Origin of the sequence: Herminiimonas fonticola (assembly GCF_003293745.1) — a bacterium.
GTDB lineage: Bacteria > Pseudomonadota > Gammaproteobacteria > Burkholderiales > Burkholderiaceae_D > Oxalicibacterium > Oxalicibacterium fonticola.
Genome location: NZ_PTLZ01000001.1, coordinates 14,547 through 39,700, shown reverse-complemented (window position 1 = coordinate 39,700; position 25,154 = coordinate 14,547). Strand labels below are relative to the sequence as shown.

At 53.2% G+C, this 25,154-nt stretch carries 23 protein-coding genes; 13 read left to right on the top strand and 10 right to left on the bottom strand.

The genetic code is table 11. The features are described from left to right. Positions 1-12 precede the first annotated feature (12 nt). Positions 13-1,470 (bottom strand): Asp-tRNA(Asn)/Glu-tRNA(Gln) amidotransferase subunit GatA, encoded by a 1,458-nt coding sequence (gene gatA / locus Hfont_RS00190; RefSeq protein ID WP_112990256.1) that lies wholly within the window; start codon positions 1,468-1,470, stop codon positions 13-15. Positions 1,471-1,552: 82 nt separating this feature from the next. Continuing rightward, complete coding sequence (gene gatC, locus Hfont_RS00185) at positions 1,553-1,855, bottom strand: Asp-tRNA(Asn)/Glu-tRNA(Gln) amidotransferase subunit GatC (protein ID WP_112990255.1); 303 nt, start codon at positions 1,853-1,855, stop codon at positions 1,553-1,555. 300 nt (positions 1,856-2,155) lie between these two features. Between gatC and Hfont_RS00180 the strand changes: the two genes are divergently transcribed. The 6 genes from Hfont_RS00180 (at position 2,156) to Hfont_RS00155 (ending at position 9,039) form a co-directional block, all read left to right on the top strand. Further along, positions 2,156-3,199: a rod shape-determining protein gene (locus Hfont_RS00180; RefSeq protein WP_112990254.1), complete on the top strand. Its 1,044-nt coding sequence runs from the start codon at positions 2,156-2,158 to the stop codon at positions 3,197-3,199. 151 nt (positions 3,200-3,350) lie between these two features. Next, complete coding sequence (gene mreC / locus Hfont_RS00175; protein ID WP_112990253.1) at positions 3,351-4,346, top strand: rod shape-determining protein MreC; 996 nt, start codon at positions 3,351-3,353, stop codon at positions 4,344-4,346. Beyond that, on the top strand, positions 4,343-4,858 hold the full coding sequence (gene mreD, locus Hfont_RS00170; RefSeq protein WP_112990252.1) for a rod shape-determining protein MreD: 516 nt from the start codon (positions 4,343-4,345) through the stop codon (positions 4,856-4,858). The genes mreC and mreD overlap by 4 nt, the downstream gene beginning before the upstream one ends. A gap of 33 nt (positions 4,859-4,891) precedes the next feature. Then, on the top strand, positions 4,892-6,799 hold the full coding sequence (gene mrdA, locus Hfont_RS00165) for a penicillin-binding protein 2 (protein WP_112990251.1): 1,908 nt from the start codon (positions 4,892-4,894) through the stop codon (positions 6,797-6,799). A 60-nt stretch (positions 6,800-6,859) separates the two neighbouring features. Next, positions 6,860-7,963 carry a rod shape-determining protein RodA gene (gene rodA, locus Hfont_RS00160; RefSeq protein ID WP_112990250.1) on the top strand — a complete coding sequence of 368 codons (1,104 nt, stop codon included), beginning with the start codon at positions 6,860-6,862 and terminating at the stop codon, positions 7,961-7,963. Positions 7,964-8,016: 53 nt separating this feature from the next. Next, positions 8,017-9,039 carry a septal ring lytic transglycosylase RlpA family protein gene (locus Hfont_RS00155; protein ID WP_112990249.1) on the top strand — a complete coding sequence of 341 codons (1,023 nt, stop codon included), beginning with the start codon at positions 8,017-8,019 and terminating at the stop codon, positions 9,037-9,039. A gap of 2 nt (positions 9,040-9,041) precedes the next feature. Here Hfont_RS00155 and rsmI read toward each other — a convergent pair whose 3' ends face one another. Then, positions 9,042-10,007: a 16S rRNA (cytidine(1402)-2'-O)-methyltransferase gene (gene rsmI / locus Hfont_RS00150; protein WP_112990248.1), complete on the bottom strand. Its 966-nt coding sequence runs from the start codon at positions 10,005-10,007 to the stop codon at positions 9,042-9,044. A 12-nt stretch (positions 10,008-10,019) separates the two neighbouring features. Between rsmI and Hfont_RS00145 the strand changes: the two genes are divergently transcribed. The 7 genes from Hfont_RS00145 (at position 10,020) to Hfont_RS00115 (ending at position 16,406) form a co-directional block, all read left to right on the top strand. Continuing rightward, positions 10,020-11,309, top strand: a complete 1,290-nt coding sequence (locus tag Hfont_RS00145) for a penicillin-binding protein activator (protein ID WP_112990247.1) — start codon at positions 10,020-10,022, stop codon at positions 11,307-11,309. Between the two features lie 7 nt (positions 11,310-11,316). Further along, on the top strand, positions 11,317-11,691 hold the full coding sequence (locus Hfont_RS00140; RefSeq protein ID WP_112990246.1) for a YraN family protein: 375 nt from the start codon (positions 11,317-11,319) through the stop codon (positions 11,689-11,691). Positions 11,692-11,746: 55 nt separating this feature from the next. Continuing rightward, entirely contained in the window at positions 11,747-12,343 is a 597-nt protein-coding gene (locus Hfont_RS00135) for a phosphoheptose isomerase (RefSeq protein ID WP_112990245.1), read from the top strand. Beyond that, positions 12,336-13,001: a BON domain-containing protein gene (locus Hfont_RS00130; protein ID WP_112990244.1), complete on the top strand. Its 666-nt coding sequence runs from the start codon at positions 12,336-12,338 to the stop codon at positions 12,999-13,001. Before Hfont_RS00135 ends, Hfont_RS00130 begins: the two co-directional genes overlap by 8 nt. A 98-nt stretch (positions 13,002-13,099) precedes the next feature. After that, positions 13,100-13,690: a LemA family protein gene (locus tag Hfont_RS00125; protein ID WP_112990243.1), complete on the top strand. Its 591-nt coding sequence runs from the start codon at positions 13,100-13,102 to the stop codon at positions 13,688-13,690. Positions 13,691-13,794: 104 nt separating this feature from the next. After that, positions 13,795-15,768 (top strand): M48 family metallopeptidase, encoded by a 1,974-nt coding sequence (locus Hfont_RS00120; protein ID WP_112990242.1) that lies wholly within the window; start codon positions 13,795-13,797, stop codon positions 15,766-15,768. Positions 15,769-15,881: 113 nt separating this feature from the next. After that, the gene (locus tag Hfont_RS00115; protein ID WP_112990241.1) at positions 15,882-16,406 is read left to right on the top strand and encodes a TlpA disulfide reductase family protein; all 525 of its coding nucleotides are present in this window, start codon (positions 15,882-15,884) and stop codon (positions 16,404-16,406) included. Positions 16,407-16,437: 31 nt separating this feature from the next. Here the strand turns inward: Hfont_RS00115 and prmC are convergent, their stop codons facing one another. The 7 genes from prmC to Hfont_RS00080 form a co-directional block, all read right to left on the bottom strand. Next, complete coding sequence (gene prmC / locus Hfont_RS00110) at positions 16,438-17,274, bottom strand: peptide chain release factor N(5)-glutamine methyltransferase (RefSeq protein WP_112990240.1); 837 nt, start codon at positions 17,272-17,274, stop codon at positions 16,438-16,440. 13 nt (positions 17,275-17,287) lie between these two features. Further along, on the bottom strand, positions 17,288-17,779 hold the full coding sequence (locus Hfont_RS00105) for a disulfide bond formation protein B (protein ID WP_112990239.1): 492 nt from the start codon (positions 17,777-17,779) through the stop codon (positions 17,288-17,290). Positions 17,780-17,849: 70 nt separating this feature from the next. Next, complete coding sequence (gene prfA / locus Hfont_RS00100; protein WP_112991612.1) at positions 17,850-18,932, bottom strand: peptide chain release factor 1; 1,083 nt, start codon at positions 18,930-18,932, stop codon at positions 17,850-17,852. A 119-nt stretch (positions 18,933-19,051) separates the two neighbouring features. Next, on the bottom strand, positions 19,052-20,341 hold the full coding sequence (gene hemA / locus Hfont_RS00095; RefSeq protein WP_112990238.1) for a glutamyl-tRNA reductase: 1,290 nt from the start codon (positions 20,339-20,341) through the stop codon (positions 19,052-19,054). 103 nt (positions 20,342-20,444) lie between these two features. Next, the gene (locus Hfont_RS00090; RefSeq protein ID WP_112990237.1) at positions 20,445-22,835 is read right to left on the bottom strand and encodes a CHASE2 domain-containing protein; all 2,391 of its coding nucleotides are present in this window, start codon (positions 22,833-22,835) and stop codon (positions 20,445-20,447) included. 21 nt (positions 22,836-22,856) lie between these two features. Next, positions 22,857-24,266, bottom strand: coding sequence for a FecR family protein (locus Hfont_RS00085; RefSeq protein WP_112990236.1), 1,410 nt, complete (start codon positions 24,264-24,266; stop codon positions 22,857-22,859). Positions 24,267-24,298: 32 nt separating this feature from the next. Further along, positions 24,299-24,988 carry a response regulator transcription factor gene (locus Hfont_RS00080; RefSeq protein ID WP_112990235.1) on the bottom strand — a complete coding sequence of 230 codons (690 nt, stop codon included), beginning with the start codon at positions 24,986-24,988 and terminating at the stop codon, positions 24,299-24,301. Between the last annotated feature and the right edge of the window lie 166 nt (positions 24,989-25,154).

Below are 25,154 nucleotides of genomic sequence, written 5' to 3'. Positions count from 1 at the left end.
TGTGACGATTGCTTACTCGGTCGGCTGGCGCAGATGCCAGTCGGTCGCTTGCTGATATTGATGCGCAACGTTCAGCAATTTTGCTTCGGCAAAATAATTGCCTATGATTTGCAGGCCAACCGGACGCTTCGCATTTTTTTCGCCTTGCCCGAAGCCGCAGGGAATCGACATGCCGGGCAAGCCTGCGAGGCTGGTCGACAGCGTAAAAATATCAGCCAGATAGTTTGCGATTGGATCATCGGCCTTGTCGCCCAGATCCCACGCGACGGTCGGCGCAACCGGCCCCATGATGACGTCGCATTGCGTGAATGCTTGCTGGAAATCCTGCGCAATCAAGCGGCGTATTTTTTGCGCCTGCAGGTAGTAAGCGTCGTAATAACCATGCGACAGCACATAGGCGCCAACCAGGATGCGGCGTTTGACTTCATCGCCAAAACCTTGCGCGCGCGTCTTGCAATACATGTCGGATAAGTCCGTGTAGTCCTTGGCGCGGAAACCGTAACGTACACCGTCGAAACGACTCAGATTGGACGATGCTTCAGCCGGTGCAATCACGTAATAAGTTGGAATCGACAGTTCGGTTTTCGGCAATGAAATATCGACCAAGGTGGCGCCCAGCTTTTCATATTCTTTCAGCGCAGTACGTACGGCTTGTTCTACATCGGCAGATAAACCAGCGCCGAAATATTCGCGCGGGATACCGATTTTCAAACCTTGCAAGCTGAGGTTCAAGTCGCGGGTGAAATCTTCCTTCTCGCGTTCTATGCTGGTCGAATCGCGTTCATCGAAACCGACCATTGCATTCAATAACAGGCCGCAATCTTCGGCGGTTTTTGCAATCGGGCCGCCTTGATCGAGGGAAGATGCAAATGCAATCATGCCGAAGCGCGACACGCGGCCATAAGTTGGTTTGATGCCGGTCACGCCACACAAGGCTGCCGGTTGGCGGATCGAGCCGCCGGTGTCTGTCGCGGTAGATGCGGGTGTCAGGCGTGCGGCGATTGCTGCAGCTGAGCCGCCGGACGAACCGCCTGGAATCGCGATCTTGTCCCATGGATTCTTGACTGCGCCGAAATAGGAATTTTCATTCGATGAACCCATCGCGAATTCATCGCAATTCAGTTTGCCCAGTGTGACCATGCCGGCTTGATTGAAGTTTTCCACCACGGTTGCGTCGAAGGGGCTGACGTAATTTTCCAGCATCTTCGAGCCGGCGGTCGAGCGCCAGCCGCGCGTAACGAAAATATCCTTGTGCGCAATCGGTACGCCTGTCAGTACAGTCGTGTCGCCGCTGGCAATACGTTGGTCTGCGGCCGCTGCCTGTTGTAGAGTCAGTGCTTCATCCACATGCAGAAATGAATTCAAATCGCTGGCCTTGATACGATCCAGGAATAGTTTCGACAATTCGGTCGCCGAGACTTTTTTAGTCTGCAGCAGGACGGATAATTCTTTGATGGTTTTGGTATGCATGATCAATGTCGGTATTCGGTTGCGGAATAAGGTCTGTTCCGATTGCGCGTTGCTGCCTTTGCTGCAAAAGCCGCGCTAAAACTTATTCGATGACTTGCGGCACCAGATACAAGCCGTCTTGCGTGGCTGGTGCAACTTGCTGGTAATCGTCGCGACGATTCGGCTCGCTGACTTTGTCTTCGCGCAGGCGCAGCGACAGATCCGGCAGCAACATGGCGATCGGATGATTCAGCGGTTCTACGCCTGTCGTATCCACGGCAGTCAATTGTTCAACCAGTGCGAAGATGCCATTTAACTTATCCAGCGTTTGTTCGGATTGCGCCTCGGTGAGGTCGATTTGCGCGAGCATTGATAGACGTTTGACATCGGAAAGAGCTAGAGACATGGTTGGGTCGCGGTCTGGCCGCTGTTTAATGTTAAAGGAATCAGAAAAGAATCGAGGCGTGCAAAAGGCTTCTTGTGCCAGCAAATGCTTGGCAAAATGTATCGTTCCGCTTACATTTTTGGCGTTTTGGACGACTAATTTAATGTAAATTATAAGGTAGAATATCGGGTTAATGCCTTGCTGGCGCCGATATTGGGCTGCCGCGGTAATAAATTTGGCTCTTTGCACACGTAATTACTCTCGTAGTTAATTTCTTATTTACCTTATTAGGCGCACCAGCGCTGCGCACCGGGACAATTCATGTTTGGATATTTACGTAGTTATTTTTCGAATGACCTGGCAATTGACTTGGGTACCGCCAATACTCTGATTTATGTTCGTGGCCTGGGCATAGTACTGGACGAACCTTCGGTGGTCGCAATTCGCCAGCAAGGCGGCCCGAACGGCAAGAAAACCATCATGGCCGTCGGTAAGGAAGCCAAGCAGATGCTGGGTAAAGTGCCGGGCAATATCGAGGCGATCCGTCCGATGAAAGACGGCGTGATCGCCGACTTCACCGTCACCGAGCAAATGCTCAAGCAGTTCATCCGCATGGTGCACGACACCAAACTCTTCAAGCCTTCCCCTCGCATTATCATTTGCGTTCCTTGCGGTTCTACCCAGGTTGAGCGTCGTGCGATTCGCGAATCGGCATTGGGCGCTGGTGCAGCGCAGGTTTATCTGATTGAAGAGCCGATGGCTGCGGCGATCGGTGCCGGCTTGCCGGTATCGGATGCAACGGGTTCGATGGTGGTCGATATCGGTGGCGGTACAACTGAAGTCGGCATCATCTCGCTGGGCGGTATGGTCTATAAAGGCTCGATCCGCGTTGGCGGCGACAAGTTCGACGAAGCGATCGTCAACTACATCCGCCGCAACTACGGCATGCTGATTGGCGAACAAACTGCTGAAGCGATCAAGAAGGAAATCGGTTCGGCTTTCCCTGGCTCCGAAGTGCGCGAAATGGAAGTCAAAGGCCGCAATTTGTCCGAAGGCATTCCACGTTCGTTCACGATTTCCAGCAACGAAATTCTCGAAGCGCTGACCGATCCGCTGAACAACATCGTTTCTGCAGTTAAAAACGCGCTGGAACAAACGCCGCCTGAACTCGGTGCCGACATTGCCGAAAAAGGCATGATGCTGACCGGTGGTGGCGCATTGCTGCGCGATCTGGATCGTCTGATGATGGAAGAAACCGGTTTGCCTGTGATCGTCGCCGAAGATCCACTGACCTGTGTGGTGCGCGGTTCCGGCATGGCGCTGGAGCGTATGGATAAATTGGGTTCGATTTTCTCTTACGAATAATTCGAGCACACGGTTTTATCTTTGGCGGGCTGACATGCACACTGTCATGAAAGCACAATTTTTTGTAACGCAAGCTGCGGCTGCAGGACGCAATGTCCTGACAGCGCAGCCTGTACAGATGGTCTTCGGCAGGTTCGCCAACAAGTATTAAATGGAATACAGCCCGCCACCACTCTTCAAACAAGGTGCCTCGGCACGCGCAAAGATGGTGTTCTTCGCCCTGATTGCATTGGTGCTATTGGGTGTCGATTCGCACATGCGCTCGCTTGCTGTAGTGCGCCAGGTGATTTCCACCGCCTTGTACCCGCTACAGGTCGTTGCGCTCGCGCCGCGCGATGTTCTTTATTCCATCGGCGATTATTTCACTTCACTTTCCGATATCAAATCGGAAAACGAAAAACTCAAACTGCAGCAAACCGCCAACGCGCGGACTTTGCAGCAAGGTCAGCAACTGCTGGCTGAAAATGCTCAATTGCGTCATTTGCTCGGGACCAGCGAACGTTTGCCGGTGAAGTCGGTGATGGGCGAAATTCTGTATGACACGCGTGATGCATTCACCCGCAAGATCGTGCTGGATCGCGGCCTTCAACACGGTGTGGCGCCGGGCCAGCCGGTGATTGATCACATCGGTGTGGTGGGTCAGGTCACACGCGTTTTTCCATTTACGTCCGAAGTCACTTTGTTGACGGACAAGAATCAGGCGATTCCGGTGCAAGTCGTGCGTAATGGCTTGCGCAGCGTGGCCTATGGCCGTGGTCAATCGAATGTACTCGATCTGCGCTTCATGCCGACCAATGCGGATATTCAAAAAGGCGATGTATTGGTGACGTCTGGTATTGATGGCATTTATCCGCCTGGCCTTGCCGTTGCGACGGTGTCGCTGGTAGAAAACAAATCGACAGATTCATTCGCGCGCATCGTGTGCCAGCCTTCCGCAGGGCTCGATCGCAATCGTCAATTGCTGATTCTATTGACCGCGAACAAAGCCGAACCACGTCCGGCAGACGATACAAAAGACAAGAACGCAAAAATGACCGGCATCTTGCGGCATGCTGCAAGCCGCACCAACGGTACGTCGGGCAAAGGTATTGTTGAATCTCCGCCCGCGCCTGCATCTGCCTCACAGCCAGCGACATCCACACGATGAATCATCAGCCACATTACATTCTGTTGCCGGCCAGTCCGCTTTTTATAGCGGTGAGTTTGATCGCGGCATTTTTGTTGAACCTGCTGCCATGGGGGCAATGGATAGGCATTCCCGATTTTGTTGCGTTGATTCTGGTGTTCTGGAGCATGCATCAGCCGCGCAAGGTAGGTATCGGCGTCGCGTTTTTCATGGGGCTGCTGATGGATGTGCATGATGCAGCGGTGCTCGGTGAGAACGCATTGGCGTACACGCTGCTGTCTTACTTCGCCATCATGATTCATAGGCGTGTACTGTGGTTCCCAGCCGGCACACAAGCATTGCATGTGTTCGTATTGTTGCTGGGGGCGCAGATCGTGGAGCTGATTGTCCGCTTGATTGTGGGTGGCAGATTTCCGGGTTGGTTGTATTTTGCAGAGAGCATAGTTTCTGCTTTACTCTGGCCTATTGTGGCGTGGATCTTACTCGCGCCGCAGCGCCGGGCGATCAATCGCGACGACACGCGGCCGCTTTGATGTGCCATCACCGACAGCCGGTATTGACGCCGAATGACTGAATTAAAAAATACCGAACGCGAATTACATCTCTTCCGCCTGCGCCTGTCTGTGGCGGGCGTGATGGTGTTTGTTTTGTTCGGCTGCCTGCTGGCGCGCTTCATCTGGTTGCAGGTATACAAACACAACGATTATGTAGCGCAGGCTGAAGAAAATCGGATTTCCGTCGTGCCTGTCGTGCCAAATCGCGGTCTGATCCTGGATAGAAACGGTGTGGTGCTGGCGCGTAATTACTCTGCCTATACGCTGGAAATCACTCCTTCAAAAATCGACGGCGATCTTGAAACGCTGATTGATGAATTGGCGACACTGGTCGATATTCAACCGAAAGATCGCAAGCGTTTCAAGAAGCTGCAGGAAGAATCACGCAATCTGGCCAGTTCACCGATACGCGTGCGCTTGACCGATGAAGAAGTCGCACGATTTTCTGCGCAACGTTATCGCTTCCCCGGCGTTGAGATTCAGGCGCGCCTGTTTCGCCAGTATCCACTCGGCTCGGTTGCCTCGCATGTAATCGGTTACATCGGCCGCATCAATACGCGTGAAGCGAAAGAAATCGACGCTAGTGACGACGCGACCAACTATCGTGGCACCGAACACATCGGCAAAGAAGGTCTGGAAAAAAACTACGAAGATAAATTGCACGGACGTACAGGTTACGAAGAAGTGGAAGTGTCCGCTGGTGGACGCCCAATCCGGACCTTGTCACGCACTGCAGCGACGCCCGGCGACAATCTGATTCTATCTATCGATATTGAATTGCAGAAAGTGGTCGAACAGGCTTTCGGCGATAGGCGCGGCGCCTTGATTGCAATCGAACCTTCGACCGGCGATGTGCTGGCGTATGTATCGATGCCGACCTTCGACCCAAATCTGTTTGTTGAAGGTATCGATCAGCAGAACTGGGACTTGTTGAATAATTCGCCGGATCATCCGCTGTTGAATCGTCCGTTGTCGGGGGCCTATCCGCCGGGTTCGACTTATAAACCATTCATGGCATTAGCCGCTTTGGAGTTGGGTAGGCGCAAACCGTCGGATGCGATTGCCGATCCGGGTTTCTTCTGGTTCGGTAATCACAAATTCCGCGACGATAAAGAAGGCGGGCATGGCATGGTCGATATGTACAAATCGATAGTGCAATCTTGCGATACTTATTACTACATGCTGGCCAACGATCTTGGCGTCGACACGATACATGATTTCATGAAGCCGTTCGGCTTCGGCCAGAAGACCGGTATCGATCTGAAGTTTGAACGCACCGGCGTGTTGCCATCCACCGCATGGAAGGCTGCTGCATACAAAAAACCGGAACAAAAAAGATGGTATGCCGGCGAAACCATTTCCATCGGTATTGGTCAAGGTTATAACTCGTTTACACCGTTACAGATGGCACATGCGACCGCAACACTGGCGAATAATGGCATTGTCATGAAGCCGCATCTGGTGCGGGAAATTGAAAACGGCGTGACACGTCAACGTACATTGACGGTGCCGAAAGAAAGTTATCGCATTCCCTTGAAGCAGGAAAACATCGATGTCATCAAGCGCGCACTGGTCGGTGTCAACAAGGAAGGTACCGGTGCACGTGTGTTTTCCAAAGCAGAGTATGTGTCTGCCGGCAAGACCGGTACTGCGCAAGTGATCGCGATCAAAAAAGGTGAGAAATACGATGCGAGCAAAATCTCGGACAGACACCACGATCACGCTTTGTACACGGCATTTGCACCGGCTGACAATCCACGTATAGCGATCGCCCTCATCGTCGAGAACGGCGGTTTCGGGGGCGCTGCTGCTGCGCCGATTGCCAAGGTGGCGATGGATTTTTATTTGCTGGGCAAGCGTCCTGACATGAAGGCACCAGTCAAAGTTGCGCCTATTCCAGAAGATGAACTCACAGATTAAATCCATGACGCCATCGATACGATTTCTACACATGTATGCATTGTTGCGATTGGAGCGTGCATGAACAAGCGTTCTCCATGGCAAATCTTGCAGCCTTACGTGCAGGTATTCGATGGCCCCTTGATCCTGATTGTCGGTTTGATTCTGGCGCTCGGAACGGTGACACTTTATTCTGCCGGCATCGATTTTCCTGGCCGGGTTGAAGATCATATTCGCAACATCATGATCGCCTTCATGGTGATGTGGATTGCTGCAATGATTCCGCCGCAGACGTTGATGCGCTTTGCGGTGCCGCTGTACATCGTTGGCGTGAGCTTGCTGGTCGGCGTGGCGATGTTTGGCTTGATCAGGAATGGCGCAAGACGCTGGATCAATGTCGGCATGATTATTCAGCCGTCCGAAATCATGAAGATCGCAATGCCGATGATGCTGGCGTGGTTTTTTCAAAAACGTGAAGGCATGACGCGCTGGCGTGAGTTTCTGGTTGCTGGCTTGTTGCTGGTTGCGCCTGTAGGTCTGATCATGCGTCAGCCGGATCTGGGTACTTCATTGCTGGTATTGGCGGCCGGGTTTTATGTGATCTTCTTTGCCGGCCTGTCATGGAAAGTCATTGTGGCGGCCGTGATAACCATGCTGGCCAGCCTGCCGGTTGTATGGTCGATGATGCATGACTATCAAAGAGGCAGGGTGTTGACCTTGATTGACCCAACCACAGATCCGCTAGGCAAGGGCTTCCATATTATCCAGTCGACGATTGCGATCGGTTCCGGTGGCATCACCGGCAAAGGATGGTTGAATGGCACCCAGGCACATCTGGAATTCATTCCCGAACGCACTACCGATTTTATCTTTGCGGTATTCTCGGAAGAATTTGGCTTGATCGGCAACAGCATTTTGTTATTGCTGTATTTGCTCCTGATCGGACGCAGCATGATCATCGCGGCCAATGCACCGACATTGTTCAGCCGTCTATTGGCCGGCGCGATCACGATGATTTTCTTCACATACGCATTCGTGAACATGGGAATGGTCAGCGGCATTCTGCCGGTGGTCGGCGTGCCTTTGCCATTCGTCAGTTATGGCGGCACTGCATTCGTCACGCTCGGTTTGGGCGTGGGTATTTTGATGAGCATACAGCGCCATAGAAAATTGATGCAAAGCTGATTTCGCCGCTTCACTGCTTGTGATGGGCAGGCAACCTTCATTAGGAGCAAGCAATGCAATGGAATTTTTCAACATCGCGCATTCTGGTCTTGCTGCCGATTCTGGCACTGGCCGCCTGCAGCAGCGTACCGCTCGACACTTCTTCATCCGGCAAGTCGCCTGCGGCACGTTCGGGCAGCGCAGCACATCCAAATCTGCCGCCTGCCGGTTCCGGTCGCGGCGGTTACTACAAGGATGATGGTCCGGGCGATGTGACGCCGGAAGGTTTGCTGGATACGCCGGATGCAGAGCCGCGCATCGAGCCGTATTCAAAAAGTGGCAATAAACCCTACGTTGTATTCGGCAAGCAGTATGTGCCGATTACCGATGCGCGACCCTTCAAACAGAAAGGACGCGGCAGCTGGTATGGCAAAAAATTCCACGGTCAGAAAACCTCATCCGGCGAACTCTACGATATGTACAAAATGTCGGCCGCGCATCCGACCTTGCCGATACCTTCGTACGCACGCGTGACTAATTTAAGCAACGGCAAACAAGTAATCGTGCGCGTCAATGATCGCGGGCCTTTCCATTCGAGTCGCGTGATCGATCTGTCGTACACCGCAGCGTTGAAACTGGGTTATATCGGGCATGGCAGTGCAGATCTGCAAGTTGAACGATTGTTGCCGGCTGATATAGAGCAGATCCTGGCGAACAAAGGGAATGCATCTACATCTACCGTGGCGATGGAGGTAGTTGCGATGCCGATGACCGAATCCACGCAGTTGGCGCCAGCGGCGATACAGCCGGTTACATTTGTTTCGAATGGGAGTACCTCGTCCAGCTCTGCTGCAACGCCAGTAGCGAGTGGTTTTTACCTGCAATTCGGTGCGTATTCGCAAGCCGTCAATGCGGAAAGTGTACGCACGCGTTTGGTACAAGATGCAGGCGGCGTCCTGCCGCAATTGACTGTCGAACCGTCGAATAATTTATTCCGTTTGTACAGCGGTCCGTTCGCTACCCGTGAAGCGGCTGCTGCTGCGGCTGCGCAAGTGCACGGTATGGCGGGCGCCAAACCGTTTGTGGTGCAGCGTTAATTTTAGTGAGATTCGCTGTCGGCTTTCATTTGCAAAGCACGATCATACAAGGCATTTTTCTTTTGTCCGGTGATATGCGCGGCGAGTGTCGCAGCCTGTTTTACTGAACACTCCTGCAACAGGATTTTCAGAATACGCTCGGCCTCGATCTCGTCCTGGTCACCAGCGGCAGGTGCGCCTTCCAGCAGTACGACAAACTCGCCTTTTTGCCGATTGGCTTCCGCATTGATCCATGCATTGGCTTCGGCCAATGTGCAGCGATGGATTTCTTCAAACATCTTGGTTAATTCTCGTGCGAATACGACATGACGCGTAGCCTCGAACGTGCTGGTCAATGCTTCCACGGTTTCGACTATGCGATGCGGTGCTTCGTAAAACACCATGGTTGCCGTGACGCTCTTCAGCTTGAATAAAAATGTTTCGCGCTGTTTGGCTTTGGCAGGCAAAAAGCCGACAAAATAAAATTGATCATTCAGCAAGCCGCTGGCCGACAATGCGGCCACGGCAGCAGATGCGCCCGGCAAGGGCGCCACGCGCAAACCGGCATTACGCACCGCATCGACTATGCGCGCGCCCGGGTCGGAGACTGCAGGCGTACCAGCATCGGATACCAGTGCAATGCGTTCGCCAGCCTGCAAACGACGGATCAACGTTTCTGCCACTTCACGCTCATTGTGCTGATGTGCCGCGATGAGTTTTTTTGACAAGCCGTAGCGGGTCAAAAGGTGACCGGTATTCCGCGTGTCTTCGCAAGCAACGGCATCGACTATCGATAAAGTGTGCAAAGCGCGCAACGATATGTCACCTGCATTCCCGATCGGTGTAGCCACCACATATAATGTCGCCGAAGGATAGATTTGCCGCTCGACGTCGCGTAATACTTCATGCAATAAATTCGGTAATGCATCATGCAGGGTGTCTTGCATAAGCGGCAAGGTCGTGGATGCGCTGTCGATTGGTTCGGTCATTGGGAGAATCGGATGTTGGGAAATTTAGCGAGAATGTTTGTGCTGGCTGCGGCCATCAGCGGATTGTGCGCGCCTGTACAGGCAAATACAACTGCTGTTATCGGCGGTGCTGTCAGCGCTGCCAGCAGTCTACCCGGCATTCAGACCCAGCGCTCGGTACTCGATAAGCTGCAACTCGCTCAAACCGATCTGGCTTTGCCGCGCGATGAAAATGATGATTTGAATAACGGCCCGATTCTCGAGGCGGTGGAAATGCCGGTCGTTGTTACCCGTCTACAGCCTGTGCGGATTGCACTGTTGTTGCCGCGTCGTTCGGAATCGCTGGCGCAAGTAGCTGACGCAGTTCGCTCCGGTTTCATGGCAGCTTACCAATATGAGCCGGCCAACATTACCGTCAATCTGGTGGAAACCGGCGATTCAGCACAAGACGTGCTGTCCGCGTATCTGGATGCCGCGATGCGCAATGACATTGTGGTCGGGCCGCTGACGCGTAGCGGTGCTACCGCGATTGCGCAAAACGGCAATGTCACCAAGCCGACGATTGCATTGGCCCAACTGGATGCGGCAGATGGCGCTGATATGCGCGTGCCGACGAATATGCTGGTGATGGGTTTGTCGATAGAAGATGAGGCGCGTCAGGTCGCCGATTGGCTGGGTGCGCGCAAGACCGGGCTTAAGGCATTTGCGATTTCCACGAATGCATCGTGGCAGCGTCGTGCTGTTAAAGCATTTGCGACGGAATGGCGACATCTCGGCTTGACATCAGAAACGATGGAGCTTGGCATGAGCAGCGGTTTTATTAACGCGGCTGCACTGGTGCAATTGAAAAAACGCATGCAGGCTGAAAAGCCGGCCCTGATTTTTGTTGCACTCGATGCTGCACAAACCATACAACTACGGCTGGCTATTGGTGGTGATGTGCCTTTGGTCGGTACTTCGCAATTGAATCCTCTGGCACTGGCCGATTGGGCGGGTGCCGATAAGTTGCTGGATCTGGAAGGTGTGCGTCTGCTCGACATGCCGTGGCAATTGCAATCGGATCATGCGGCCGTAATGGCTTATCCGCATCTGGCGAAAAGCGGCGAACAACGCATCAGTCCGGATATCGAACGTTTGTATGCGCTCGGCATCGATGCCTATCGCGTCGCACACAATATCGCGCTCAAGCAAAACGAATTCAATCTGGATGGCGTGACCGGCAAACTGGCAATTCGTTTCGGTCAGGGCGCGCCGCATTTTGATCGTGTCATGCAACCGGCGATATATCGCGACGGCAACGTGCAACCGCTGGAAACGCCCTGATACGCTGATGCACATCCCTGCCTTCCTCAGCCGTCCCCGCACTGCGAAGCAGATCAGCGGACAAATCGGCGAGGACGATGCGCTCGCTTATTTGCAGCAACAGGGGTTGACCCTGGTGGAACGTAATTTTCGCTGCAAGGGTGGTGAAATTGATCTGGTGATGCAAGCTAAAGACACATTGATTTTTGTCGAAGTCAGAAAGCGCGCCGACAAAGATCATGGTGGTGCCGCCGCCAGCGTCACGCCGGCCAAGCAAAAGCGCCTGATCATCGCCGCTCACATTTTTCTGCAGCGCTACAAGATGCCGCCGGCCTGCCGCTTCGATGTCATTGCGATCGACGGTACCGAGATGAGCTGGCTAAAGAACGCAATCGAAACCTGAATCCTCCTGTGCCACGCGACTCATCGCGATGGACTGCTCTATAATCCACGACACCATGATTAATCAACGCATACTCAGCCACTTCCATGAAAGTGCCGAGCTGAAAATTCAAGCCGCCTCCCTGTTGGCGCGTCCAATCGAACAGGCTGTGGAACTAATGTTCAGCGCCCTGTCTAACGGGAACAAGATTCTGGCGTGCGGCAATGGCGGTTCTGCTGCCGATTGCCAGCATTTTTCGGCGCAACTGGTTGGGCGATTCGAAAGAGAACGTTTGCCATTGCCAGTGATTGCGTTGACTACCGACACCTCTATCCTGACCGCCATCGGCAACGATTACAGCTATCAGGAAATTTTCAGCAAACAGGTGCAGGCCTTTGGACAGTCCGGCGATGTCTTGCTTGCATTGTCGACGTCCGGTAATTCTGCCAATGTGATTGCCGCTATCGAAGCAGCGCTGGAACGCGATATGCGGGTGGTGGTGATGACCGGTAAAGGTGGTGGCGCGATGGCGAAACTGATTACCGACGCAGATGTACATATCTGCGTCCCGCACGACCGCACTGCACGGATACAGGAAGTGCATTTATTAACGATACATTGTTTGTGCGACGGCATAGACGTCGCATTATTTGGAGGAGATGAAAATGATTGATTTGAATCGTGGTTTGAAAGTTGTACGACGTCCGATGGCTGTCGCGTTGATTTGTGGTGCCGTGCTGGTCAGCCTGCAGGGTTGCGTCGGCATTATGGTAGGCGGTGCCGTAGTCGGCACGCTGGCTGCTACCGACAGACGTACGCTGGGCGCGCAAACCGAAGACAAGGCAATTCTTGTCAAGGGCGAATCGCGGATTCCTAAAGTAGTAGGTGAAAGCGGCCACGTCAATGTGACGAGCTTCAATCGCAAGATTTTGCTGACCGGCGAAGTGCCGAATGAAGCGGCCAAAGCTGCCGCCGAACAGGAAGCTGCAGCGATTGAAGGTGTGCAATCGGTGGTCAATGAACTGATCGTCGCTGGTGCGTCCAGCTTTACCTCGCGCTCCAATGATGCCGTGATCACCGGCAAGGTGAAGGCCTCATTTGTCGATGAAAAAAATCTGTCTGCCAATTCGATCAAGGTTGTAACCGAGCGCGGTGTGGTTTATCTGATGGGCCGTGTGACACAGGGCGAAGCCAATCTGGCAGCCGAGATTACGCGTGGTGTCAGTGGTGTGGCCAAGGTCGTCAAGGTGTTTGAATACATCACCGACGAGGAATATCGTATGTTGAGCACAACACCGGATACCACTCAGAATGCCGCACCGAAGAAATAGCGATTAAATAATATTGCCGTTTAACAAGCGGCAGTTTTGGAGTGATATATTGAGGCCGCGCGACAGTTTGTCGTGCGGCTTTTTCATTGGGAGCAACCATGACAGCAGTGCTCGTTTTACTGGCCATCATCGCAGTCGTCGTATTCTGGGGCGTAGGCGTATACAACCGCATCATCGCCTTGCGCAATTACTTCGAGAACGCGTTTTCTCAAATCGACGTGCAACTCAAGCGTCGCTACGATCTGATTCCAAATCTGGTCGAAACCGCCAAAGCCTATATGGCGCACGAACGCGAGACATTGGAAGCGGTCATTTCGGCACGCAATCATGCAGTCGATGCGAACAATAAAGTCTCGGGTCATCTTGCAGATGCAAGCGCATTCAAGCAGATGGTCGCCGCTGACGACGCACTGAGTGCATCACTGGGCAAACTCTTCGCCTTGTCGGAAGCTTATCCCGACCTGAAGGCAAATCAAACCATGATGCAGTTGAGCGAAGAACTCAGCAGCACAGAAAATCGCATCTCCTTTGCGCGTCAGGGTTACAACGATAGCGTGATGTCATACAACGTTGCGATCCAGCAGTTTCCCGGTTCGGTAATTGCCAATTCCTTCGGTTTCAAAGCGGCAGAATTGCTGGAGGCTACAGAAACGCCGGAAGAACGCAAGGCGATCAAAGTCGTGTTCTGATTGTTGAACACATCAAGCTTGCCGCCGTCGGAAAGCGTGAGTCGTATGCGCTTGATCTTTGTGGTTGTGCGTAATGCGTGCGCACTAGAATCCCGCACGGCGCAATGAATTTCTTCGAACAGCAGGAGCATGCAAGACGGCAGACCAGAATGCTGGTGCGGCTGTTCGCGCTCGCGGTGCTGGCGATTGTGCTCGCAGTCAATTTTGTCATGGCATTGCTGTGGATACTGATACAGGGCCAGCCCTGGTCAGGTGCGCATCACTACCCTCACGGATTTTTTCTTACCAATACCGTTGTCACCGTCATTCTGATTTGCGGTGGAACCTTGATTGAGACGTTCAATCTCCGTGATGGCGGCGATGCCGTGGCACGCATGGCTGGCGGTCGCATGGTTGCACTCAATACGAGTGACATACATGAACGACGTCTTCTCAACGTCGTGGAAGAAATGGCACTTGCATCCGGCATTGCCTGTCCCAGGGTTTATCTGCTGGACAAGGAAGAATCGATCAATGCATTCGCCGCAGGATACAACCCGAATGAAGCGGTAGTTGCGGTCACACGCGGCACATTGACACGTCTTACGCGGGATGAATTGCAAGGCGTGGTCGGCCATGAATTCAGCCATATCCTGAATGGCGACATGCGCCTGAATCTCAAGTTGCTCGGAGTGTTATTCGGTATAGAGATGGTTGGTGATTTTGGCCGGAAGACCATGGAATTTGTCTTGTACAGCTCTGATGACAGCGTTACGGTCAGAAAAATTACTGTGTTTCACATAGCGGCGCTTGCGTTTGGCGTCACGTTTTTTGTAATTGGATATATAGGACTTTTTTTCGGTCGTTTAATCAAATCCGCCGTTTCACGCCAGCGAGAATTTCTCGCCGATGCCAGTGCAGTTCAATTCACGCGAAATCCGGATGGCCTCGGTAATGCCTTGCGCAAGATAGGCGGGCTGAGTCGCAAAAGTTTTTCGGGTGCCTACATCGAGCATCGAAATGCAGAGCAGCTTTCTCATTTGTTTTTAAGTGCGGTGCGACCTAATTTAATGGCGGGCCTCTTTGCAACGCATCCACCATTGCGTGAACGCCTGCGGCGTATTTATGGCCGTGATGTTGCTTTGCTGGATGCACAGGAAATGCCGGCGGAAGATGTCGTCTTCCCTGTGCCGACTGGTTCTTTGCCGGACATTGCTTATGCCGCCAGTTCGTTGGCCGAGATGAAATCAGACCTGCTTGCAAGCACTGATGCAATTGCCGCGACGGCCGCACAAGCTTACGGCGGCGCACTCGCTAAAATCAGATTGTGTCCGGAGATAGATCAGGCAGTGCATGATCCTTACGCTGCGCCTTTACTGGTTTACGCCTTATTGCTTGGTCCTGAGCGGGAACAAAGTCCGCAGCGGCAATGCTTGTCTGAATATCTGCCGCAGCAAGCAGCAAAAGTTGCACAATTTGCTGCAGCGATCGCGCGCTTGCCCGCCGATGCACGCCTACCCCTGCTTGATTTGATGATGCCGGCGTTGCGGCAATTACCGATTACGGCTCGGGATGCGATGCTGGCCCAGGTCCAGCGAATGATCGCCAGCGATCAGCGTGTGAGTCTGAATGAATTCGTTTTGCAAACGGTACTGGTGCGTCGCCTTGCTGTGCAGGCAAACCGTGCGGTACGCGTTAAATATTCTGCAGTGACTGAGTTGAAGCCGGAATGCCATGTCTTGTTTTCTCTAGTGGCGCATGTGGCCGCACCACTGTTGCAGCAGTCTGCGCAGTCATTGTTCATACGCGCGGCAGATTTCTCTCCGGCTCTCTTTTTGGTGAAAACGGATTTAATCGAAATCGCCGCATTAAGTTACGGCAGGATAAAGACCGCATTGGATAAAGCCAATCAGTTGGCGCCTTTGGCTAATCCGGCATTGATCAAATCCTTGCTGGCGATCGCCGGCGAGCAATCGCCCTTGCCACTACCGCTGGCCGATTTGTTGCGTGCGATTTGTGCTGCGATTGAAGCGCCGATGCCTGCTGCAGTGGCCGCTGTCTATACCGCTTCAGGTTGGCCGGATGCATCCTTGTCATAAAACCGATGGAATGCACTTACATTTTCCGACTAAACGCTGGGAGTCGGACCTGACTATAATGGGCGCAGCTTCATAGGTATAACTACAGGCTTATCTGCCCCGGATTGTCGATTATGCAAACATCAGTTCCCGCAAGTCCCAAACGTCGCTGGCTCAAGCTGGCGGCATTGCTCATAGTCGCAGTGTTGGTGGTAGTTGGTTATCTATCGGTATCGCAGAAAGAAACGATACCTGATGTCACCTTCGTCAATCTGCAAGGCAAGAAAATCACTACACAGGATTTGCGCGGCAAGGTCGTGATGATCAATTTCTGGGCGACCTCGTGCACGACTTGCGTCAAAGAGATGCCGGAGATGATAGAGACGTTCAAGAAATATCATGCGCAAGGTCTGGAATTTGTCGCCGTCGCGATGGCTTACGATCCGCCAAATTATGTGTTGAATTTTGTCGAGACGCGCAAACTGCCATTTACCGTGGTGCTCGATACGCAAGGTGGGCTGGCAAAATCTTTTGGTGATATCCAATTGACGCCAACCACATTGGTGATCGACAAGGATGGTCACATCATCAAGAAATATGTGGGTGAACCTGATTTCCCGGCCTTGCATCAATTGCTGAAAAAAGAGTTGGCAGCCTGAGTTGATTGCCTAATTGATGCAGACGGTGCTACTAACTTCCTGTGCGGGATTTCTTCCCGCCACTCACGCGCTCAATGTTCGCCAGATCGCACCAGCTTTGTACTTCAGTGAAATTATTTTCGCTTAACAAGTCGCGTACAGCCTCAGCCTGATCGTAACCATGCTCCATCAATAGCCAGCCATCGGCAGACAGATAGCGCGCAGCCTGCTGGCTGATGATGCGCAAGGCTGATAAACCATCTGCGTGATCGGTGAGCGCATCTATCGGCTCAAAGCGCAAATCGCCTTCCGATAAATGGCGATCGCCGGCGACGATATAAGGTGGGTTGGAAACGATCAAATCAAACTGCTGTTCAGCGATTGCGACGAACCAGTCGCTACGCAAGAACTCAACATCAACCTGATTATTTTTTGCATTGCCTTGTGCGACCAGCAAGGCATTTTCGCTCACATCCAGCGCGGTAACGTGCGCGTCGCGCCGTGTGTGTGCAATCGCAATCGCAATCGCGCCCGAGCCGGTACCCATGTCCAGCACGCGACCATGTAACGGCAAATGCTGCAAGGCCAATTCAACCAGTAATTCGGTATCCGGTCGCGGAATCAACACTGCAGGATCGACTTGAAATGTCAGACCGAAGAATTCGCGTTCGCCCAGCAGGTAAGCCATGGGCTCGCCTGCAATGCGACGTTGAAACAAGGTATTGAGCTGTTCTGCTTCAGCGGTATTTAATGCGCGCTCTGATTGCGTAATCAGCTGCACGCGCGTCAACTGCGTGACGTGACCAATCAGCATGCGTGCTTCCAGTTGTTCTACCGGCGCGCTACGCATGATGCTCGCAATCGTATCGCCGGCCAGGATGCTCATCATGCGCGCAAGTAGTTTAATACGATGTGTACGAAGACTTTTTCTGGAACGCAGTGCGCAACAGGAATATCGCAATCACGACGAACCATACCAGCGCCCATTGCGGCAAAGACAGGCCCAGGATAGGTGCGTATTCAGTCGTGCACAAACCATCTGCCTGGAACAGGAATGGCAAGAGCTTGGCGGTAGGGATCGTATTCAACGACGTTTCCAGAGGATCGATGCCGCAAGATACGGTTGGATGTGCCTTGATATAAATGTGCCAGCCAGCGACGCCGGCTCCTGCCAGAGATACCAATGCAGCCAGCGCGGCACCGATTTTGGCGGTAGCTTCTTTGCGGAATGCCGCAATCAGGCAGATGATGGCGATGGCAGCAAAGGCGTAACGCTGGATCACGCAGAGCGGACATGGCTGCATATTTTCGACATGCTGCAGATAGAGTGCCACGGCTAACAATGCCAGCGATACGAAGGCGACTGCGAGTAAAACGGGTTTGGATTTTTTCATGGTCTTTTCTTGGAGAAACAGTGCACGGTATGAGTGGTGGCTATCGAATAAGGTTCAGCAGAATTGTGCATCAACTGGCGTCGCCTAGCGCTGCCAGCAAATCGGCTTGATGTTCTGCCGCCAGTGCATTGGTCAACTCGGCCAGGTCGCCATCCATGATGAAATCCAGCTTGTATAAAGTCAGATTAATGCGGTGATCGGTCATGCGGCCTTGCGGGAAATTATACGTGCGTATGCGTTCGCTGCGATCGCCCGAGCCGATCAGCGATTTGCGCGTTGCTGCCTCCTTCGATTGCTGTTCGCGCAACTGCACATCCTTGATGCGCGCCGCCAATACCTTCAATGCCGACGCCTTGTTCTTGTGCTGGCTGCGATCATCCTGGCATTCAACCACGATGCCGGTCGGTAGATGTGTGATGCGCACTGCCGAATCGGTTTTGTTGATGTGCTGACCACCGGCGCCGGATGCGCGATAGGTATCGATGCGCAAGTCGGCCGGATTGATGTTGACGTCTTCAACCTCGTCGGCTTCAGGCATGACGGCGACGGTGCAGGCCGACGTGTGTATGCGGCCCTGGGTTTCTGTTGCCGGCACGCGTTGTACGCGATGGCCACCGGATTCGAATTTCAATTTTGAATACGCGCCGTTGCCAACCACACGCACGATCACTTCCTTGTAACCGCCGACTTCGGATGCAGACTCGGACACCATTTCTATCTGCCAGCGATTGCGTTCGGCGAAGCGCGTGTACATGCGCAGCAGGTCGCCAGCAAATAATGCGGATTCATCGCCACCGGTGCCGGCGCGAATTTCCAGAAAGATATTGCGTTCATCATTAGGATCTTTCGGTAACAGCATTTTTTGCAGATCGATTTCCAGCTGCTCCATGCGTGCCTTCGCCGCCGCCATTTCTTCCTGCGCAAAATCCTTCATGTCAGGATCGGACAGCATGCTCTGCGCATCCTTGATGTCGTTATCGGCTTGCGTGTAATTACCGTACAGCGCGACCAGAGGACCTAGCTCTGCATGTTCGCGCGTCAGCTTGCGGTAATTGTCCATATTGGAGGTGACATCTTCCTGCATCAGCAGCACATTCACTTCAGCCAGGCGCTCGGTCAATTGATCGAGCTTGCTGAGCATGGATGGTTTCATCATGGTTTGTTCTTGTATGCGAGGGTTGATTCGGTGGTTTGCGGCAGCTTTGTAAACTGGCGGCAAACAAGATTTTGTATAAGTCTGCAGCAGCGTGCAGAGATCGCGTAAGAGCGTCGCTAGCGCTTGGTACGGAAGAGTTGCGGCAGCAAGGCGGCGAGGCGGGCGCGCTCGTCGCCTTGTGCATTGTTGAGTGCCTGTTGCGGACCATGCAGGAATTTTGCAGTCAAGCCTTTTGACAGCGCTTCTAATACGGCATCGATGTCTTCGCCCTTGGCCAGCAATTTGCGCGCACGTTCCAGTTCTATCATGCGCATGGTTTCGCTGGATTCATGCAGGTCTTGAATGACAGGAACAACGGCGCGCGCGTCCATCCAGTGCATGAAAGATTGCACGCGTGTTTCAATAATTGCTTCTGCCTGTGCTACCGCAGCCTGGCGATTTTCCACGCCGGTTTGCACAAAGTTGCCGAGATCGTCGACGGTGTACAGGAAGACGTCGTCAAGGCGGCCGATCTCTGGTTCGATATCGCGTGGTACCGCCAGATCGACCATGAACATCGGCTTGTGGCGGCGTGCCTTGATCGCGCGCTCCACCATGCCGAGGCCGATGATAGGTAGCGATGATGCCGTCGATGAAATAACGATGTCGTAAGTTGCCAGTTGGTCCGGCAAGTCAGCGAGGCGAATCGCGCGACCGTTGAAACGATGGGCGAGTGCTTCACCGCGTTCCAGCGTACGGTTGGCGATGGTCAGTGATCGTGGATTTTGCGCAGCGAAGTGTGTGGCGCACAACTCGATCATTTCGCCGGCACCGATGAACAATATATTTTGTTCGGATAGTTTGTCGAAGATGCGTTGCGACAAACGTACCGAAGCCGCTGCCATCGACACGCTGTGTGCGCCGATTTCCGTCGTGCTGCGTACTTCTTTTGCAACGGCGAAAGTGCGCTGAAACATTTGATGCAAATAAGTGCCGAGTCCGCCTGCCGCTTCTGCATGGCGCACGGCGTCTTTCATCTGGCCGAGAATTTGCGGTTCGCCTAACACCATCGAATCCAAACCAGATGCAACACGAAATGCGTGACGCACGGCATTGTCTTGCGGCAGTGCGTACAGGAAGGGACGTAATTCAGAATAAGGCAGCTTGTGATATTCGGCGAGGAAGTGCGCCGTCAGATCGATCGCTTCATTCACGCCGCCGGGCAAGTGGCTGGCGGCATACAACTCGGTGCGGTTGCAGGTCGAAAGTATCGCTGCTTCATCGGAAATGTTTTGCTGGTCGCTGCGGCCATACCACCCTCGCGCGGAAGCCACCGCTTGACCGAGTTGGTCAGCAGGAAAGGCTACCTTTTCGCGCAGAGAAACAGGCGCGGTAGTGTGGTTGAGGCCGACGGCCAGCAGTTGCATTTATGGCACCAACGTTCGAGTTGAGTCGATGCATATTATAGCCTGTTGCACTATGGTACGAAGCTCTTGCCCTTAGGCATGCAAGGAGGTGTTTTGGGCGCGCTTAAATACTGAGGCAGAGCGGCAGGCTGAGTGTAAATGTTGTGCCCTTGCCTGCCACGCTGACGAAGCGAATTTCGCCCAGATGGCGCTCGATGACGGTTTTTACAAATACCAATCCCAGGCCGACGCCGTCGTGACGTGGCTGGTTAGGCAAATCGACACGCTGGAAACGCTGAAACAGTTTGCCTTGATCGGCATCGGCAATGCCATAGCCATGATCGCAAATACTGCACATGACGCGTATTTGTTCGCCGTCCTGTTCCGACCATAGCGCGCAGAGGATGCTGGTGTGATCGGGGCTGTAGTTGATCGCATTCGACATCAAATTGCTTAATGCGCGTGTCAGCAAGGTACGGTCGGCACGGACTGAATATTCGCCTTCTGCAATATCGACCTTCAGATCAATGTGTCGACTTTTTGCCAGCGACCACATTTCATCGGAGGCATCAAATAACAGATCCTGGAAGTCGACTTCTTCCAGGCGATATTCCTCCGATTCCGCACGCGCCAACTGCACAAAATTATCTGCCAGGCCGAGTGTCTTGCGGCAGGCTTTTTCAATACGGGCAAAGAGTTCCTGCTGTGGCAATTCGGAAGAGCTTTCATGCTGCAATTCGAGCAAGGCCAGAATCGATGCTTGCGGTGCGCGCATGTCGTGCGACAAAAAGCGCAGGGTTTCATCACGGCTGCGCTCGATCGCACGTATCGTTGAGATGTCGAGAATGCTGACGATCCAGCCTGTCAGTAGATTCGTGGCCGAATAACACGGGCCGCTTTTAACCAGTAGATCGCGCCCCGCATGATCTTGCGCAGAGACGCCGTTGAGCAAGGCCTGAGCATGGTTCAGATCGAGCAGATGCGGCCAGTCAAAAGAAAGATTGATGGCCTGATCGACAGGGACCGGCATTTTGAGTTGCGCCAGTAATTCAATCACCGAGACGCCGCGCACATTGTCACGTCCCAGGCTCCAGTAATAATCATTTGCATGTCGGTTGGCCAGCAAGATGAGGCCATCGATGGACGTGACGAGCGTGGCATCCGGCAGATTGTCCAGATTGTCAGAAACGAACTGGCGTAAATCACGCACCCGGCGTGCTGCATTTTTCATCGCCGAGATGCGCTGCTCCAGTACATCGGTGACAGCTTCGGATGATGGTGCAGTTTTTTCTTCCGGCAGTAAATGCGGCTCCTTGTCGAGGCGGGTAAATTCCTGCCCCAGATAGTTGATGGCGGCTTCCAATCGTCGCCAGCTCCATAAAGGATAAGAGATCACGATGGCAATGATGGCGATCGATGGTGGCAGCCAGATGTTCATGAAGCGCAAGCCGATATAGCTGGTTAAAACCGTAATCAATAACCACATGCCTGCAGCGAACAAGGCGCGGCGCGGCGATAGCAGTAAATAACCAAGCATCGCCATGAATACCGGGATGACAGAAAACAGGATCGCCTCCAATGGAGTGGCGATATGGATGCTTTTCCCCTGCATCAGATTGTTGAGTATTTGCGCATGGATTTCGATTCCTGGCATTGCCCCTGTATTGCCGGCAACCGGCGTCGGATACGAATCTGTCATGCCGGGTGCGGTGGCGCCTATCAGCACGTATTTATCGGTAAAGAATTCGGCCGGGACTTCGCCGCGCAACACCGCAACATACGGGATTGACTGGATATGACCAACGTTGCCGGCAAACGGTATATACATCTGGTCGGCCCGTTGCCAACTATCGAGGCCGGCAACATTGGTTTGCACAGCGCTTTTTGGAAGCGTCGGTGCGGTCTGTTCTGATTCGCCGATAGTCAGTAGCGCAGCCGAGAAATTTTGCCACCATTGACCGCCCTGGCCTTCACGTAAAAATACACTGCGAACCACGCCGTCGTTATCGTGCGTCAGATTGATGTGGCCGAGTGCGCTGGCTGCCGCAGCAAGTTCTGGTGTCGGCAAATTTGCAGTCAGACCATGTCCTGCATTCGTGATGGTTACAGGTAAAACAGTGCGGCCATTTTGCTTCAATGCCGCTGCCAGTTTTTGGTCGCCGGAGGATGTGCCATCTGTTCGCGACGGCTCTGGTTCCGACAAAATTACATCGAATCCGATTGCGCGTGGCTGGGCTTGGTTCAGTTTGTTGATCAAGTCTGCATGAACTGCGCGCGTCCATGGCCAGCGACCGAGTTGCGCCAGACTATAGTCATCGATCGCCACAATGATGATGTCGTCCGGTGTAGGTTTGTCGACCGTGGACAAGAACAAGTCATAGCGCGATTGATCCAGCCGACTCAGACCATTTTGCCAACTGACAGTCGCCGCAATCGCAGTCAGGATGAAGAGCAATACCAGCCACTCACGCAGCGCAAGACGCTGCCTGAGTGGAGAAAGCCAACGAGGTCTCATCAAGTGTGTGTGCTGAACAGCTTAGCGGGGTGTACTGCGCGAGATTTCTTTCGGACGCAAAGGATGTCCGTCATTGATGATCCATTGATCCGTCACAATCAGGGTTTGTGCAAACGAGAACGGATTGCTGCTGCCATTCGCATTGACGCTTTGCACGCGGGCGAAGTAAGTGCCGAACGACGGACGAGGAAGTTTGATTTCATTGCCGGTAACGCTGGTGGTAAAGAGCAGCCAGCTGAATTCCATATCGCGCGCAACTTGCACGTTGTACTTTTGGTTGGCGGAGCCCGGCCAGCGCAATACCAATTCCTTGAAGTCGCCATCGACGACTGACGGTGCCGCCTGCGTCGGCAGTGCCTGGAAAGATTCGCGATTTCTGATGTTGGCAGCCATGGTGCGTGGCATGCCTTCCAGGCCGAATTTATCGATCGCGGCAATTCGCACAAAATAATTGCCTTCCTGAATATTGTTGATCACGACTTCATTGGTATTGCTGTTGGCTTCCGCCAGCAGGTTCAGAAGTTCGCCATCCTGTGCGATTTGCACGTGGTAGGCGCGCGCGTCGGTGATTGGTTCTATGTTGAATTTCACAGCTTCATCTTGTCGATATGGTGTGCCGGTCAATTGTGGCGGCGGCAGCAAATCGATTGCCGGCCCAATGACATCGCGCGTGATGAGATTGCCTTTGGCCAGCGGCAGCATGCGTGTTTCCGGTGCTTGTAGTGAGCCTACTGCGACGCGGCCTTCCAGGACTTCAGTCGTGACTTTTTGATTGTTAATGCTGACGCGGAAATATGTGCCACGTACACCGGCAACTGACAATGGCGTATGGACTTCGAAGCGCCCTCGATTGACATCCAGTGGCGACACGCGTGACACGACACGGCCACGCATCAATTTGACTTCGGTGCGCGGGCTGGCGGTGTACAAGGATTTGCGCAGTTTGGTTATCAGTACGCTGCTATTGGACGGCACAGAAACGCGTGATTCATCGATTAGCGAAATGGTCAGGAAGCTGTTGGCTTCTGTCGTGATGCGCATGCCTTCGGTGATGCGGCTGCCGATGTTCAGGATAGTCGAACTGCCATCTGCCGCAGTTGCGGTGATGGAGCCGTTACGTGCAGTCACGATGGCTTCGCTAGGTTCGTCGGGTAACAATTCGGCAGGGATGAGGATCGCGGTGCCGATAGGGATATTGCTATCTTTATTGATTTTGTTGGCTTGGCCAATTGCGACCCAGTTGCCGCTTTTACTCGTCAGACGCTGTGCGATGGAGATCAGGGTATCGCCTGATTGCGCGTAATAGGTGATGCCGGATACATTGACCTTGATGCTGCCCGGCGTTTGAGCGGCAACGGGCACACTGACGAACAGGAACGATCCTATTGTCAGCGCAGCGACCAGCATCAATTTTTGAAGGGGAATGCGCATGTCATCTCTCCGCGCAAACCTTGTGCGCTAGCTTAACCAGTCATTTGTTCCAGGCGATAGCCGTAGCTATAAACCGGAGCCAGTCGAAAACCATGTTCTGGACGCAATTGTAGCTTGCTCCGGACTCTGGATACATGAGTGTCCATGGTTCGCGATGGAATTTCTACATCCCTGGCCCATACCGCTTCCAAAATGTAGGCGCGCGACAACGGACGTCCCAGATTGCGGAAGAACAGCAAAGCCAGATCAAATTCTTTTTGCGTTACTTCAACCGGTGTACCCGACACGGTCAAGCGTCCGGTACGTGCTTCAAATATAAAATTGCCGAACTGGATCTGCTCGATCGGATTCTGACTTGGATAGGCGCGGCGCAGCAAGGCTTGCACGCGTGCCAGCAATTCGCCACGGCGAATCGGCTTGATCATATAGTCGTCGGCGCCTGCGGCCAAACCAGCCACGATGTCGTCTTCGCCAGAGCGGCTGGTCATGAACAGGACCGGCAAATTGGCTGGCAGCTTTTCGCGCGCCCAGCGCAACACATCGGCACCACTAAGGTCTGGTACCTGCCAGTCAATAATCAGCATGTCGAAACTTTCTCGACGCAGTTGATTCAACAATTCTTTGCCACTTTGAAACGGGTGGGAGAAGTGACCAGCAGCATTGAGAACCTGACAGACTAAATCGGTCTGGCTACGGTCATCATCGAGTACGGCAATTCGCATATTTTTGGCGCTTCAGGAGCAAGTTGTATTTTGTTTCTCTAATTTAACAAAGTATTCTCATGCTGGGTCTTCAACCGTTCTGATGTGACAATATTTCACAAAATCCGAGGCGGAATACCTGTTGTTTATGGTTTTTTTGCCTCATGTCAGTCTTTTTCTGACAACT

What these genes read in the sequence shown, in the direction of transcription:
- gatA (WP_112990256.1), bottom strand. Translation starts at nt 1,470, where the DNA reads ATGCATACCAAAACCATCAAAGAATTATCCGTCCTGCTGCAGACTAAA.
- gatC (WP_112990255.1), bottom strand. Translation starts at nt 1,855, where the DNA reads ATGTCTCTAGCTCTTTCCGATGTCAAACGTCTATCAATGCTCGCGCAA.
- Hfont_RS00180 (WP_112990254.1), top strand. Translation starts at nt 2,156, where the DNA reads ATGTTTGGATATTTACGTAGTTATTTTTCGAATGACCTGGCAATTGAC.
- mreC (WP_112990253.1), top strand. Translation starts at nt 3,351, where the DNA reads ATGGAATACAGCCCGCCACCACTCTTCAAACAAGGTGCCTCGGCACGC.
- mreD (WP_112990252.1), top strand. Translation starts at nt 4,343, where the DNA reads ATGAATCATCAGCCACATTACATTCTGTTGCCGGCCAGTCCGCTTTTT.
- mrdA (WP_112990251.1), top strand. Translation starts at nt 4,892, where the DNA reads ATGACTGAATTAAAAAATACCGAACGCGAATTACATCTCTTCCGCCTG.
- rodA (WP_112990250.1), top strand. Translation starts at nt 6,860, where the DNA reads ATGAACAAGCGTTCTCCATGGCAAATCTTGCAGCCTTACGTGCAGGTA.
- Hfont_RS00155 (WP_112990249.1), top strand. Translation starts at nt 8,017, where the DNA reads ATGCAATGGAATTTTTCAACATCGCGCATTCTGGTCTTGCTGCCGATT.
- rsmI (WP_112990248.1), bottom strand. Translation starts at nt 10,007, where the DNA reads ATGACCGAACCAATCGACAGCGCATCCACGACCTTGCCGCTTATGCAA.
- Hfont_RS00145 (WP_112990247.1), top strand. Translation starts at nt 10,020, where the DNA reads ATGTTGGGAAATTTAGCGAGAATGTTTGTGCTGGCTGCGGCCATCAGC.
- Hfont_RS00140 (WP_112990246.1), top strand. Translation starts at nt 11,317, where the DNA reads ATGCACATCCCTGCCTTCCTCAGCCGTCCCCGCACTGCGAAGCAGATC.
- Hfont_RS00135 (WP_112990245.1), top strand. Translation starts at nt 11,747, where the DNA reads ATGATTAATCAACGCATACTCAGCCACTTCCATGAAAGTGCCGAGCTG.
- Hfont_RS00130 (WP_112990244.1), top strand. Translation starts at nt 12,336, where the DNA reads ATGATTGATTTGAATCGTGGTTTGAAAGTTGTACGACGTCCGATGGCT.
- Hfont_RS00125 (WP_112990243.1), top strand. Translation starts at nt 13,100, where the DNA reads ATGACAGCAGTGCTCGTTTTACTGGCCATCATCGCAGTCGTCGTATTC.
- Hfont_RS00120 (WP_112990242.1), top strand. Translation starts at nt 13,795, where the DNA reads ATGAATTTCTTCGAACAGCAGGAGCATGCAAGACGGCAGACCAGAATG.
- Hfont_RS00115 (WP_112990241.1), top strand. Translation starts at nt 15,882, where the DNA reads ATGCAAACATCAGTTCCCGCAAGTCCCAAACGTCGCTGGCTCAAGCTG.
- prmC (WP_112990240.1), bottom strand. Translation starts at nt 17,274, where the DNA reads ATGATGAGCATCCTGGCCGGCGATACGATTGCGAGCATCATGCGTAGC.
- Hfont_RS00105 (WP_112990239.1), bottom strand. Translation starts at nt 17,779, where the DNA reads ATGAAAAAATCCAAACCCGTTTTACTCGCAGTCGCCTTCGTATCGCTG.
- prfA (WP_112991612.1), bottom strand. Translation starts at nt 18,932, where the DNA reads ATGAAACCATCCATGCTCAGCAAGCTCGATCAATTGACCGAGCGCCTG.
- hemA (WP_112990238.1), bottom strand. Translation starts at nt 20,341, where the DNA reads ATGCAACTGCTGGCCGTCGGCCTCAACCACACTACCGCGCCTGTTTCT.
- Hfont_RS00090 (WP_112990237.1), bottom strand. Translation starts at nt 22,835, where the DNA reads ATGAGACCTCGTTGGCTTTCTCCACTCAGGCAGCGTCTTGCGCTGCGT.
- Hfont_RS00085 (WP_112990236.1), bottom strand. Translation starts at nt 24,266, where the DNA reads ATGCGCATTCCCCTTCAAAAATTGATGCTGGTCGCTGCGCTGACAATA.
- Hfont_RS00080 (WP_112990235.1), bottom strand. Translation starts at nt 24,988, where the DNA reads ATGCGAATTGCCGTACTCGATGATGACCGTAGCCAGACCGATTTAGTC.